Raw genomic sequence first — 13925 nt, forward strand, 5'->3', positions numbered from 1 at the left:
ACTTTCTTAATAAATTGCCTTTTTTCTTCGGCCTGCATTTTGGAGTATCTTAATCAAACAAAAGTCGGAAAATAGTATTATGAAAATGTTAAATTTAGTATTAATAGAATTACCAAGGACATTTTTTATTGGTGGGTATAAATGTACAAGACTAGTCCCGGCGATGTTTATGAATAGTTTTATCATCGTCTTATCTACGTTTGGCGCTTTCTGACCAGTTTATTTCTTAAGTTAAAGATCAAAAGAAAGCTACAGAATAGGTGTTTTTTGAAACTGATCAGCTTTTTTCATCTATAAATTTTTTTAAATCGATTTATAGTTATATTGGCCTTTAAAGAATAGTATGATATAAAATATTGAGTGATACTGAATTAATTACCTTACTTAGATCAGGAGATCGGGAAGCTTATACCGAAATTTATCGTCGCTATAAAGGCATTTTACTTATACATGCTTATAAAAAGCTTGGAGATTTTGAAGAGGCAAAAGATATTGTACAGGAAACTTTTTCATTTTTGTGGAAAGACAGGGAGCAAATCCCCGAAACAAAAAATCTCGCCGGATTTTTGTATACCGTTGTTCGTAATAAAATATTAAATTACATAGAACATAAAAAGGTTGAATCGAAATATGCTTCTTCGTTTATACAATTTGTTGCAGGTGAAAATCATGTAACTGATTTTTTGATACGGGAAAAAGAACTGGCGGCCCGGATAGATAAAGAGATCAATGCTCTCCCTGAAAAAATGAAGGAAGTTTTTGTTTTAAGCCGAAAAGACAATCTTTCTCATAAAGAAATTGCGGAAAAATTAGATATTTCTGTGTTTACGGTGAAAAATCACATCAAAAGTGCCTTGAAAGCGCTACGACCCAAATTTGAGATGCTGATTATAACTGGTATTTTATTGAATTTATACTTAATGTTAAATTTTTATTAAATCGACTAGCCCCTGGGTAGGGATATAACTGTCTTACAGTTATATTTTATATCAGCAGGGAATGAATACCGAGGATTTTAAAAAATTATTACACCGATACAATGCCGGAAAATGTACCGAAGCTGAAAAAGCGTTGCTTGAATCCTGGTACAAAGAATTTGAATTCCAAAAATTACCCGAACTGACTAATGATCAATTAGCCGAGATACTTTCCATTCAAATACCATCTCCTCAACGGAAAATCAAATCGCTGATCCCATGGATCTCTTCAGCAGCAGCTGTTTTATTACTTTGTTTATCGGTAGGGGGCTATTTTTTATGGCATAAACACCATTTACCGCAGGTTACAGAAAAATATACTTATAAAGTACCTCCAGGAACTGATAAAGCGATTTTAACGCTTGCGAATGGAAAAAAAATGGTTTTGTCCGCGAATCAGGTTGGGAAATTGGCAGAACAGGGAGGCGTGACTGTAGACAGAACAGCAGATGGGAAAGTGCTCTATACCACTTCGGAAAAGCAGAGTCCAACAGTTGCCACATTATATAACACGCTCAATACACCACGGGGGGGGCAATACAGTTTGGTGCTGTCTGATGGTACAAAAGTTTGGCTGAACGCGGCTTCGTCTATAAAATTCCCCGTAGCTTTTAATGGCGATGAAAGGAAAGTTGAAATTACTGGCGAAGCTTATTTCGAAGTAGTACACGACACCACTAAACCTTTTAGAATTATAGTTGGAAATCGGATTATCGAAGATCTGGGTACACAATTTAATGTTAATAGTTATGTTGATGAACCGCTTACAAAAGTAACGCTGATCACGGGAAGTGTTAAGATCAGCGGAAACGACCAAAACATCATCCTTAAACCAGGCCAACAATCACAGTTCCCAAGCCAACTGACCGGTCAGGGTTTCAGAATTACAGATAATGCTGATGTGGCGGAAGCCGTAGCCTGGAAAAATGGACTGTTTAAATTTCATAAAGCCAGTTTGCAGACAGTAATGCGCCAGCTTTCGAGATGGTATAACGTAAATGTGAATTATGAAGGCAAGATCCCTGATGTTGAATTTTCCGGCGAAATCACCAGGAATGTTAATATGTCGGAGGTATTGGACATACTGAGTTATTTAAAGGTGCACTTCAAAATGAAAGAGAATAACCAGAATATAATAATAGAGGGTACAGAATGATCAATTAACTTACTTAAAACCTAAACCCAAATTATGGAAAAATAACTACCAAGGCCTCCCCAAAAAGGTGACCAAAAAAAACGCAGAAGTGTTCTAGCACTCCTGCGCAATATTTGGATTAACCCTCCCTAACGGGAAAAGAATTGTTTTCGCTATTCCATGTATTAACCCAAACTAAACAAATGTAATGAATTTTTATTCGTTTATTCTTGCTGTGCCGAAGGCATGGTATTTTCGCAAATTTTTAAAAGTTATGAAATTAACCACCTTTTTGATGGTTATTACTCTTCTTCAGACGAGCGCCAAAGGATTCAGCCAGATCAGCCTGCGGGAGACCAATGCCCCGCTTGAAAAAATCTTGAGATCGGTCAGTGACCAATCTGGTTATCATTTTTTTTATAATGAAAAGGAACTGGCAGATAAAACTATAAGTATCAGTTTAAAAAACGCTACTATCGAAAAAACTTTACATGACTGCTTCAGTAAACTATCCCTGACGTTTAAAGTCATTGGAAAAAATATTATCGTCACTTCCAATACTTCTTTAGCCCAGGATGAATTAATTACGGTGAAGGGCACAGTGCTTTTGCGACGGCAAAATGGTAAGGATGAAAAAAGCGCTGGCGTAACTATCGCAGAAAAAGGCCTAAATAACGGAACACAAACTGATGCAAACGGACAGTTTACACTCCGGGTACATAAGGGGGCCAAACTGATATTTTCGATGCTGGGTTATAAAAGGCTGGAAATAGAAGTTTCTGCAGAAAACCCAGTGCTGTCTGTCAGACTGGAAGAAGATGCTGCCAGTTTAAAAGAGGTAGTGGTAACTGGTTATCAAACGCTTGATAAAAATAAGTTTACCGGTGCCGCAGCCAGGTTAAAGGCCGAGGATATAAAAATGAACGGTACAACTGATGTTAGCCGTTTGCTGGAGGGTAAGGTAGCTGGTGTTTCTGTACAAAACGTGTCAGGTACATTCGGTTCGGCTCCTAAAATCAGGATCAGAGGGGTTACTTCACTTACCGGTGCCAATAAACCTTTATGGGTAGTAGATGGCGTTGTATTGGAAGATGTAATCAATGTTACCAATGATCAGCTATCCAGCGGTGATGCTTCTACGCTTCTTGGTTCGTCTGTTGCCGGTTTAAACGTTAATGATATTGATGATATTTATATTTTAAAGGATGTGGCAGCAGCCTCGCTGTATGGCGCCAGGGCCATGAATGGGGTAGTGGTTATTAATACCAAAAAAGGCAAGGCCGGTCCTCTGCAGGTAAGTTATACGGGTAACTTTAGCTCCTCATTGCGTCCCAGTTACAGCAACTTTAATATAATGAACTCGGCCGAACAGATGAGTGTTTACTCAGAAATGTACGGAAAAGGGTTGCTCAATGTAGGCGATATCGGTAATAATCCTGATCGGGGTATTTATGGCAAAATGTATGATGCGTTACAGTATGACCCTGCCACAAAAACCTTTGGTTTGGCGAATACCCCCGATGCCCGCAATGCCTTTTTAAAGCGTTACGCGGAAGCCAATACCAATTGGTTCAAAATACTGTTCCGTAACTCTTTAGTGCAGGAACACGCGCTTAGCTTTTCGGGCGGCTCTGATAAAGCGCAATCCTATACCTCCGTAAGTTTTTTAAACGATAACGGATGGACCATAGCCGATAGAGTAAAGCGCTACACAGTTAATTCGCAAAATAATTACGCCGTTTCAGATAAAGTTAAAGTTGGTATCATAACCACGGCGTCATTAAGGCAGCAGGATGCGCCCGGTACGGTTAACCGTACATCTGATCCGGTTTATGGACAGTTAACCCGAAATTTTGATATTAATCCATACAATTTCGCATTAACTACCAGCAGGGCCATTACGCCATACGATAGCCAGGGTAACCTGGAGTATTTTACGCGCAATTACGCTCCTTTTAATATTATTAACGAACTGCAGAACAACAAGATCAGGCTTACAGCGCTTGATGTTAAACTGCAAACCAATCTGTCATACCAGATAACCAAGTATTTAAGATACGATCTTTTAGGTGCATTCAGATATGTAAAAACTACCCAGGAAAACCTGGTAAATGAAAATTCTAATCAAGCCAATGCTTATCGGGCTTATATCAACCCCACTATAGCTCAAGGTAATAGCTTTCTTTATAGGGATCCCGATTTTCCTAATAATGAGCCTGTGGTGGTGTTGCCATCAGGCGGCCTTTATAATCGTACAGACAATTCATTATCGAGTTATGATGTGAGGAATCACTTATCCTATGTCAGAGATTTTGGTAAGAGTAACATTAATATACTGATAGGCCAGGAGATAAAATATGCCGAGCGGCAAAACGCCTTTAACAATGGCTATGGCTATCAGTATGGTTATGGAGGTACTGTTTTGGTAGACTCACGCATTATCAAGAAAGGAACGGAGCAAAATGATCCATATTTTGGCATGGGTTATACCTATGACCGCTTTGCATCGTATTATTCAAATATAAACTACACCTATAACGACCGCTATACGCTAACGGGCTCTATAAGGTACGATGGTTCAAACCAGTTTGGAATAGGAAGCAACCTGCACTGGCTGCCTACCTGGAGCTTGAGTGGTGCCTGGAATATAGATAAGGAAGACTTTATGCAAAATGTATCAAGCGTAAGTTTTCTTAAATTAAGGGCAAGTTATGGTTTGTCGGCTGCTCCGGGAGTGGCAACAAATTCCTCGGTTGTTTTGCAAACCCAAAATACGCTCAGACAATATACTCAGGATATTGAATCGGGTATTTATATTAAAGATCTCCAAAACTCCGACCTTACCTTCGAAAAACAATATTCGGGCAATATTGGTGTAGATGCAGGCTTTTTTAAAGGGAGGCTTACCGTTACCGCCGATGTGTACCGCAAAAGAGGGTTTGATCTTATTGGTTTCATCCGCACAAGTGGTATAGGCGGCCAGGAAATAAAACAAGGAAACTATGGTAACCTGAGTTCGCACGGCTATGAGTTAACCATTGGTGGTGATATTATTAAGAAGCAAAAATGGGGGTGGAAATCAACTTTTATATTTAGTTACAACACCAATAAAATAACAAATTATAAAAACACCCCCATTATTTTTGACCAGTTGGCACCTGCCGGAGCTAATCAGTTAGGCTATCCGGTAGGCTCCCTGTTCTCACTTGATTTTAAGGGGCTTGACCACTATACAGGTATCCCGAAATTTGTGAATGAAGCCGGACAAACGGGCTACGGGGTTAATTTACAATCAAACGTAACTAAGTATCTGAAATATGAAGGCCCGGTTGATCCGCCTTATACTGGTGGTTTTACCAATAATTTCCGCTACGGCCCTGTTTCGTTAACCGTACAGCTCACCTACCAGGCGGGTAATAAAATACGACTAAACCCTGCATTTAAATCCAGATACTCTGATCTGGATGCTTTTCCAAGAGAATTTAACAACAGATGGGAAGTGCCTGGCGATGAAACAAAAACCAATGTACCTTCCATACTTGATGCAGAAACTCTTTATACTGTAAATCAAGATGCATACCCTTACAATAATTATAATTTTTCATCGGCAAGGGTGGCAAACGGCGGTTTTGTCCGAATAAAATATGTGGCTTTCACCTACCAGCTTCCTGTTGATTTTGCCAAGCGGATAGGCATGAGTAACGCCTCGGTTACCGCCTCGGGTACAAACTTATGGCTTCTTTTTGCTGATAAAAATCTTTATGGGCAGGATCCTGAATTTTTTAATGCCGGCGGAGTGGCCCAGCCATTGCAAAAACAATTGGTACTTTCTTTAAAAGTTGGATTTTAAAAAGACACATCAAACATTATGAAATTAGTTTTAAAACAATATATACCAGTTCATAGAACCGTCGCCGCTGCGCTATCAAAAGCAAGTGGTAAAACATCGATGGGAAGTTTGCCTATGCTCATTGTTGCATTGGTAAGCACCATAACATTAGCATCATGTAATAAATACCTGGATAAACAACCAGATAACCGCACCACACTGGATAACCCAACCAAGGTATCGCAATTATTGACTTCGGCATATCCGGCAGCTGATTACATCAGTTTTTGCGAATCACTATCTGATAACAGCGGCGACAGGGGCTATGCTACCCAGGGCTCACTTGATCCGCTAATAAACGAAAATGCCTACAAGTACATTGATTATCCTTCAAATATTTCGGGATCATCAGACAATTACTGGTTGGGATGTTATAACGCGATAGCCGCTGCTAACCAGGCGCTTGAAGCCTGTAATAAAGCGGCAAACCCGCTGCCATATCAACCCTATAAGGGCGAGGCTTTGCTGGCCCGGGCTTATGCGCATTTTATGCTGGTAACGCTTTATGCTAAAACTTATGACCCTGCTACCGCGGCAACTGATCCGGGAATACCTTATGTAACAGAGCCCGAAACCCAATTGCTTAAAAAATATGATCGTAAAACAGTGGCCTATGTTTACGACATGATTGAGAAGGATATACTGGCAGGTATACCACTATTGGATGATAATGCTTACCAGGTACCGGCTTTCAGGTTTACAACAACGGCAGCGCATGCCTTTGCGGCCAGGTTTTATTTGTTTAAACAACAATATGATAAAGTGGTTCAGCAGGCAGATCTGGCTTTTCCAGGTAGTACCACCATTAATTATTTAAGGCCCTGGAATACAGATTACAAACCGATTACCGACCTGGATTTTCGGTCTGTATACACAAAATCAACCCAAAAGGCAAACCTGCTGCTGGCTACTACAGGCTCTACCTGGGCCAGGGATTGGCAAAATTTCCGTTATGGCCTTAACGCCAATATCAGAATTGCAATTGTTAAAATACCTGGAATTGTAGGGGGCTCTCTGGCTGTAGATATCAGAAGTTACGGTGCATCCGGACAAATGAAAGGGCTTAATAAATTTTTGGAAAACTTTATCTATGTACAAGGAAGTACCCAAATAGGTAACCCCTATATATATATTCCTTTATTGAGCAGCGGCGAGGTTTTATTTAACAGGGCCGAGGCATTGGTTATGCAAGGTAATTATGACGCTGCCGTTAGCAGTCTGAATACTTATTTAAGTACAATTATTAACAATTATAATCCTGGTACTCATAATCTTACCATAGCAAAAGCCCTGGCATATTATCAAACAGGCTCTACCAAAGATGCCCTGATCAACACCATTCTTGATTTAAAAAGATATGAATATGTAGATGAAGGAATGCGATGGTTTGATATTTTGAGATACCACCTGCCGGTAACGCATACCATACTTGATAATGCGGGTAATGTAGTAGAACACTACGATCTTAAAGCGGATGACCCGCGCAAGGTAATGCAAATTCCGCAAACCTCGCAGAGTCAGGCCGGTCTTGCACCTAACCCGCGTTGATGTTAGGTAATAGGAGTAATCTAATGACGACGCTTAGAACATTAAACAATATTTAATTCTAATAAAAAATAGTATTAAGATGAAAAATATAAAATACTTAGTCCTTTTTTTGCTCACGATATTTATTTTTTCGTGTAAGAAGGATAATAAACTGGTATTACAAAACAATTATTTAGGTAACGAAACCGCCGGTAAAACAGCTATTGATGCTTATTTAAATAATCAGTTTGTAAAACCTTATAACATTGATGTTAAATACAAATGGGATCAATCATTATTTGACCAGCAGTATATTTTGGTACCACCCCAGGAAACCAATATTATGCCTTTTATGCAGGGAGTTAAACAAGCATGGCTTGATCCGTACAACGCCGAAACCGGTAGCGATGTATTCATGAAAGAGTATACGCCCAAACAAATAATTCTGTCTGGAAGTGCTGAAATAAATACTGATGGTACCGAGGTACTGGGGGAGGCTTCAGGAGGGCTCACTATTTTATTGACCAATGTTAATGGTACAGATTTAACAGATGAGGGCGCAGTAACAGAATTGGTGCATGTTATTAATCATGAATTTACCCATATCCTTAATCAGAAAAAGGTTATTCCAGTAGAGTATGCAAAGGTATCTGCCGGCGATTACAGCGGAAACTGGGCTACCGCCACAGAGATCCCATTACAATTGGGCTTTATTTCGGCATATGCAAGGGATAAATATACAGAGGATATTGCCGAAATGGTTTCATTAATGCTTACCTGGGGTAAGGATGGATATGAGGCTTATTTGAACAAAACCATCCCTGATCCTACCGACAAAACCGGGCAACGGCGTATTCCTGATCCGGCTTATGCTGCCGGCATTGCTAAAATGAGGCAAAAAGAAGCCATTGTGGTAGATTATTTTAAGAAGAATTTTAACATTGATTTTTACAGTTTACAAACACGGGTACATGCCTCTATTGCAACCATTAGCAATTAGATTATAACCGGTTTTAATGACGCGTAAAGCGTTGAGTGTAATGTAAAATAAACTAATTAAGACATACAATGAAAAAATATATTTACCCGGCATATTTATTAATACTGCTGCTGATAACGGGTTTATCGGCATGTAAAAAAAATGACCCCGACTATTTTGGTAAAACTCCTACAGAGCGAAGCACAGAAGCGCTCAGTAAATACCAGGCGCAATTAACAGGCGCCACCAATGGCTGGAGAGCTATTTTATATCCAAACGGTGGAGGGGTTTACCTGTTTTCTATAAAATTTGGAGCCGACAACAAAGTATCTATGCTTTCTGATATAGATGCTGGAACATCAACTACCGCGGTGGAAAGCGCCTATAGTATAAAACAATTACAAGCACCATCATTAGTGTTTGATACCTACTCCTATATCCATTTACTGTCAGATCCCGATCCGAACGTATTGGGCGGCAATTCGGGTGCAGGTTACAGCTCCGATTTTGAGTTTTCGTTTGATAAAATGAGCGGCGATACGGTAACACTGATAGGCAATAAAAATGGAAGTAAACTCACCTTAGTAAAAGCCGCTACCGCGGCCGAATACACCTCTTTTACAACAGGTACCACAGCGGTGTTTACTACATTGAGCGCTCTACGAACGTACTTTAAAAGAGTAACCATAGGCACAACAGCTTGCGAAGTGAAAATTGATCAAGGAAATAAAGTATTAACCTTTTCCTATTTAGATGCGGGCAAGAGTTTTAAAACGGTTTCCAGCAGTTTTTATATCGATGGTTCAACTAATGTCATGGTGCTTATTAATCCGGTTACAATAGGCGCAACCACAATAACAACCATAAAGGCAATAGCTGGTGATACCGGTGCCCACACAATTAATGCTACTATAAATGGGACTGCAATACAAATAATAGAAGCCGTTGAGCCTTTAAAATATGATTTAACCGCAGCTACTACATTTTTCAATAAGCCATCAAATGGATCATATTGGTCTTCAAACACAGGCTTTACTGTGGATAATGTTTCGGATGGTTATAAAGTAACTACTATACCAAATTTTGGTTATATGTTGTTTTGGCCCGCGTACAATGCTGCATACAGCAGGCTTGGTTATATTTCTACCGGTAATAGTTTTTTCAGTTATGGACCAGCCCCTGTTGCATCATTCCCTGCCAATGGGAAAATAGTATTTAAGAATTTTGGGTCATTCGGAACACCACCAGCTGCTATAGCACCCATTGTAAAAGCAACTTCTGATAAGTTTTTTGATCCAAATGGTTATTATGTTATCCAAACCAGCCCCAAAACTTATGATATAGTTAATGCTACTGATGCCCGCGCCTGGATGAGCTTTTATTAGTACCGACAAGCCGTATAATCACTAAGGCTCTATCCTGTAAATGGGGTATCCTTAGTGATATGTATGGTTTAGAGGTTTATTATAAAACACGCAAACAAGTCACGCTAATTAGCGTGACTTGTTTGCGTTTAGGGAGATGCCCCAATCCTTTGCTAATAATTTACATTCCTTCTTCACATCAAATTCACATTACCTTAGTGACATAGAATAACCTGCGTTAAGATGGTTTACATAAATTATCGAAAAATTAATATAATTAATTGATTATCAATTGTATAGTTGTATGTAAGCCATAAATTGTGTAAACCATGTAAACCCAATTTGTAACGAAATGACCTGCCTGTTCAGTATAATAATCAGTCAATAGAATTTGTCGAAAAGTTATCATGCAGAACTTCGCTTAAGCATGGCAGAAAGGTCTCTGCGCGCTAACCTTTCAATAGAGTCAGGATGACAGCCCTGTTTTTAAATATGATCATAGGCTATTACGCTAAACAGGGAGTTTAATCGTCGGTTACACTCTTCCCAACATCTGTTGGCTGAACTCAATCTGAACGACTGCCGACTTAACAAAGTGATGCATTGGGATTCAGGATGAAAAAATACAAAGCGGTCTCGCTAATTAGCGGGACCGCTTTTATTAAGGAAACACTTTTTTCTAGACAAAAACATCTGCTATTAATTGACTGTAAAAATTTTGCCCCGTTGAAAGCATAAAAGGGGTTCCACTGTCTTTTATTACGCCGTCTTCAATGATGTATATCCGATCTGCATTTTTTGCTGTCTGAATCCGGTGAGTAATTAAAAATACTCCTATGGTTTGTTTTAGTTTTTGTAGTATCTCTAAAATTACCTTTTCGGTGTTTCTATCCATTGCCGACGTAGCTTCATCCAATAATAAAATTTGAGGTTTACGATACAGGGCTCTGGCTAACGCCACTAATTGTTTTTGGCCCCCGGAAATATTGATACCCTCTTCGCCTATTAAGGTGAAATATCCTTGCGGGAAACTTTCAAAAAAACGGCCAAACCCCATTTCACTACAAAAGTCGATAATTGCTTTTATTTCTTCCGGGGCATGTCCTAACCCTATATTGTCTATTAAGGTGCCGTTAAACAGTTTAATATCCTGCTGAACAGTAGCGATTACGTTCCGCCATCTTTCGGTATCGATATCAGGTAGTGGCTCACCATTTACATTAATAACTCCGGCGTCAGGTATAAAGAATTTTTGTAATATAGCCATGAGCGTGCTTTTACCCGAACCGCTTTCGCCCAGCAGTGCAATCATTTCCCCTTTATTTAATTCCAGTGAAATATCTTTAAGAATTACCCGCCTGCCTGGAAATCTGAACGCGACATGCTCCAGTACCAGTTTATTAAAATTAAGAGGAGTGGTTAATTCCTGCTTAGGTGTATACTCAGGTTCAACCGAAGTGAAATCGTACATCCTGTCAAAAGCAATATTAGCCTCCTGAAATTGTATGTTTATCTGCGATAAGCGGGCCACCGCAGGTAGCAAACTATTAACCAACGATAATATCGCTATCATTTCACCGGTTTTAAGTTGTTTGTTTAGCACTAAAAAAGAAGACACACTAATGAGGACAACATTTAACGATAGACCTAAAAAATCGGTGGTTATGCTGAAATTGTTCCCAATTTTACCTAATTCAAGTGTTTCGTCTTGTAATGATCCGTAAATAGCATTGATTTTCCCGGTGAAAAAATTTTCCTTATTCTGACTTTTTATACTTGAAATACCCTGTATAGTGTCTATATAATTACTTTCATTTAAAGCGTTAGAAGCCATAACTTCCCGTTGTTTTGTTTTAATGGGTTTGGTATAACTTAATACGGTAAATACCAGGATGGGTATAAAGCCAAAAACAATCAGCGAGATAGTAAGCGAATAATTAATCAGGAAAAAACAGGTGACCATAAATATGATGATGTCAATAAAAACCGAGCCTGTTATATAGGCAATATTCCGTTGAATACGTGCGGTATCATTCATACGGGCTATCATATCCCCGGTTTTTCTTCTGTCAAAAAAAGACTTGGGAAGCCGCACCAGGGCGCTAAAGAAATTGCCTACTATCCGGTTATTGAAATCTTTACTTTGCAAGAGCAAAAAATACTGCCTGATATATGTAAGCCCCGCCCTGATCAATAGCACAAAAAACAATAATACAAGACCAATTATTAGTTTATTACGATTTGCAGAGGGGAGAATATTGTCAATCAGTTTTTGCGAAAAAATAGCCATTGCCAATCCTAATACCGTGATTAGTACGCCAAGGACCATCGTAACCGTCAAAATATTTACATCCTCTTTAAGCAACTTCCAAAACCATTGCCATTTGATCTTCTTTTGCTCTTTTTCTGAAATAAAATGTTCGTTGGGTTCAAGCTGCAGCAGTGTTTTACTTTTCCATATCTCCAGGAGCTTTTCTTCGCTCATCAGCACAATACCTTTGGCCGGGTCGCCTATTACAAATTGCTCCTTTTTACTATCAACCCCATAAAACACGATATAGTGTTGCATGTTTTCTATAATAACATGCAATATACAGGGATCCTTCAGCGCCTTTATATTTTCTATATCTGCCTCAAATGCCTCGGCTTTAAATCCTAACTTATGCGCACATTGATATAAACCCAGCAGGGTTGTACCAGTTAAATTAGTGCCGCTAAACTCGCGCAATTTTTCAAGTGACTCATCTCCGCCAAAATACCTGGTGACAGAAAGCAGGCAAGCTACGCCGCAATCGGTATGATCGTGCTGAAGGGCAAACCCTTTTTTTAAAACGGAAACAGGTTTCATGGTAGCTGGTTTTATAAGGTTTAGGTTAGGGTTAAATCAGTTTTTTTATGGCTTCTATCTTCACCTCGCCATAAAATTCCTTAACAAGATGATGGTTTGCGTTATATACAAATACCGCCGGGATAGAACAGCTTCCAAACCAATGGGTAAACTTATATTCTTTATCCATCATGAAGGTTATCTGATCATATTTATTCAGCCCGTAGGTTTTTGAAAATTTCTTAATTTCATCTGCTTTATTAAAAGATACCATTACAATCTGTGTGTCTTTAAATAAAGCAATATTGGCATTAAGCTGGGTGGCTTCCTGCTGACAATGCTCACAGTCGCTATTAAAATATATAATAACCACAGGAGCCCCTGACTTGATAAAGCTATTTCCTTTTTTTATTCCATTCAGATCAAAAAATGAAAAGTCAGGCAATTGCTGCTTTTTTTCATTATCTATACTTGCCTGTTTTTTGGCATGTATGATATGAGATACCATATAGCCTAATCCACCACAAAGTATAACTGCCACAAGCAATACAATAGTTTTTTTCATTATATTTTAGGGTTGATGTTGATAGTTAAAAACATAACCAACACTATCCAGATAAGTAAACCTGGCAGGTAGGTACTTACGGCCAGTTTCAGGCCCTTGTCATAATTTTTCCCTCCAAATTTATAGATCCAGAAACCGAGCACAAATATGTATACAACCTCAAACAGGTTAATGGATTCCAGTGGATAATACCAAAGCGCGCTAATTGATTTGGTATCAAAAAAATTAATCGCCGATAGTGGAGAAAACCGCTGTATATCCTCAAGTGTATAGTCTTTATGAAAGAAGGTAAACCAAATCAGCTTTAAAAAAATAGGGATCATAAATACCACATCGGATAGCAGGGAAATTTTAAAGGCTTCCGAAAACTTTAGTTTTACATTAAAAAATATGGCACCCGAAAGTAAACAACAGCTTACCAACAGGAATTTTATAAAATATAGAAGCGGCACCGCGCAGTACGCTGTCCATTGCCATTTTCTTTGGAAACTAAGCATCTTTTCGATCGAACTATAACTTAACTGATCAGCTAACGCGTGATAATAAAGCTGATCATTCATCAAAAAGAGATGCTGTAAATAAGTGAGCGCCATGGCATATAAACAGTAAATGCCAAACATTTTAATGGTGCTGTAATTTTTAAGTGTATCAATCATGACAAC

General features: G+C 38.9%; 9 protein-coding genes. 6 read left to right on the forward strand and 3 right to left on the reverse strand.

What is annotated here, in order from left to right:
- Window positions 1–356 precede the first annotated feature (356 nt).
- The 6 genes from AC57BQ_RS01190 (at window position 357) to AC57BQ_RS01215 (ending at window position 9892) form a co-directional block, all read left to right on the forward strand.
- Entirely contained in the window at window positions 357–938 is a 582-nt protein-coding gene (locus AC57BQ_RS01190) for an RNA polymerase sigma factor (protein ID WP_496404532.1), read from the forward strand.
- 61 nt (window positions 939–999) lie between these two features.
- A complete protein-coding gene (locus AC57BQ_RS01195) occupies window positions 1000–2133 on the forward strand; it encodes a FecR family protein (RefSeq protein ID WP_496404533.1) in 1134 nt (377 codons plus the stop codon).
- Between the two features lie 253 nt (window positions 2134–2386).
- Window positions 2387–5962, forward strand: coding sequence for a SusC/RagA family TonB-linked outer membrane protein (locus tag AC57BQ_RS01200; protein WP_496404534.1), 3576 nt, complete (start codon window positions 2387–2389; stop codon window positions 5960–5962).
- 18 nt (window positions 5963–5980) lie between these two features.
- Window positions 5981–7549: a RagB/SusD family nutrient uptake outer membrane protein gene (locus AC57BQ_RS01205; RefSeq protein ID WP_496404535.1), complete on the forward strand. Its 1569-nt coding sequence runs from the start codon at window positions 5981–5983 to the stop codon at window positions 7547–7549.
- A 79-nt stretch (window positions 7550–7628) separates the two neighbouring features.
- Window positions 7629–8528, forward strand: coding sequence for a substrate import-associated zinc metallohydrolase lipoprotein (locus AC57BQ_RS01210; RefSeq protein WP_496404536.1), 900 nt, complete (start codon window positions 7629–7631; stop codon window positions 8526–8528).
- Window positions 8529–8596: 68 nt separating this feature from the next.
- A complete protein-coding gene (locus AC57BQ_RS01215; RefSeq protein WP_496404537.1) occupies window positions 8597–9892 on the forward strand; it encodes a DUF4302 domain-containing protein in 1296 nt (431 codons plus the stop codon).
- A gap of 658 nt (window positions 9893–10550) precedes the next feature.
- Here the strand turns inward: AC57BQ_RS01215 and AC57BQ_RS01220 are convergent.
- The 3 genes from AC57BQ_RS01220 to AC57BQ_RS01230 are packed head-to-tail and all read right to left on the reverse strand — an operon-like array spanning window position 10551 to window position 13919.
- Window positions 10551–12719 (reverse strand): peptidase domain-containing ABC transporter, encoded by a 2169-nt coding sequence (locus AC57BQ_RS01220; RefSeq protein WP_496404538.1) that lies wholly within the window; start codon window positions 12717–12719, stop codon window positions 10551–10553.
- 31 nt (window positions 12720–12750) lie between these two features.
- Window positions 12751–13263, reverse strand: a complete 513-nt coding sequence (locus AC57BQ_RS01225; protein ID WP_496404539.1) for a peroxiredoxin family protein — start codon at window positions 13261–13263, stop codon at window positions 12751–12753.
- Window positions 13263–13919, reverse strand: a complete 657-nt coding sequence (locus AC57BQ_RS01230; RefSeq protein WP_496404540.1) for a hypothetical protein — start codon at window positions 13917–13919, stop codon at window positions 13263–13265. The genes AC57BQ_RS01225 and AC57BQ_RS01230 overlap by 1 nt, the downstream gene beginning before the upstream one ends.
- Between the last annotated feature and the right edge of the window lie 6 nt (window positions 13920–13925).

Source organism: Mucilaginibacter sp. BGA-UO-ETr-C110 (assembly GCF_059567985.1).

Bases quoted from the DNA above. Each gene is read 5' to 3' on its own strand.
- AC57BQ_RS01205 (WP_496404535.1), top strand. From the start codon at position 5,981: ATGAAATTAGTTTTAAAACAATATATACCAGTTCATAGAACCGTCGCC.
- AC57BQ_RS01195 (WP_496404533.1), top strand. From the start codon at position 1,000: ATGAATACCGAGGATTTTAAAAAATTATTACACCGATACAATGCCGGA.
- AC57BQ_RS01220 (WP_496404538.1), bottom strand. From the start codon at position 12,719: ATGAAACCTGTTTCCGTTTTAAAAAAAGGGTTTGCCCTTCAGCACGAT.
- AC57BQ_RS01230 (WP_496404540.1), bottom strand. From the start codon at position 13,919: ATGATTGATACACTTAAAAATTACAGCACCATTAAAATGTTTGGCATT.
- AC57BQ_RS01215 (WP_496404537.1), top strand. From the start codon at position 8,597: ATGAAAAAATATATTTACCCGGCATATTTATTAATACTGCTGCTGATA.
- AC57BQ_RS01200 (WP_496404534.1), top strand. From the start codon at position 2,387: ATGAAATTAACCACCTTTTTGATGGTTATTACTCTTCTTCAGACGAGC.
- AC57BQ_RS01210 (WP_496404536.1), top strand. From the start codon at position 7,629: ATGAAAAATATAAAATACTTAGTCCTTTTTTTGCTCACGATATTTATT.
- AC57BQ_RS01225 (WP_496404539.1), bottom strand. From the start codon at position 13,263: ATGAAAAAAACTATTGTATTGCTTGTGGCAGTTATACTTTGTGGTGGA.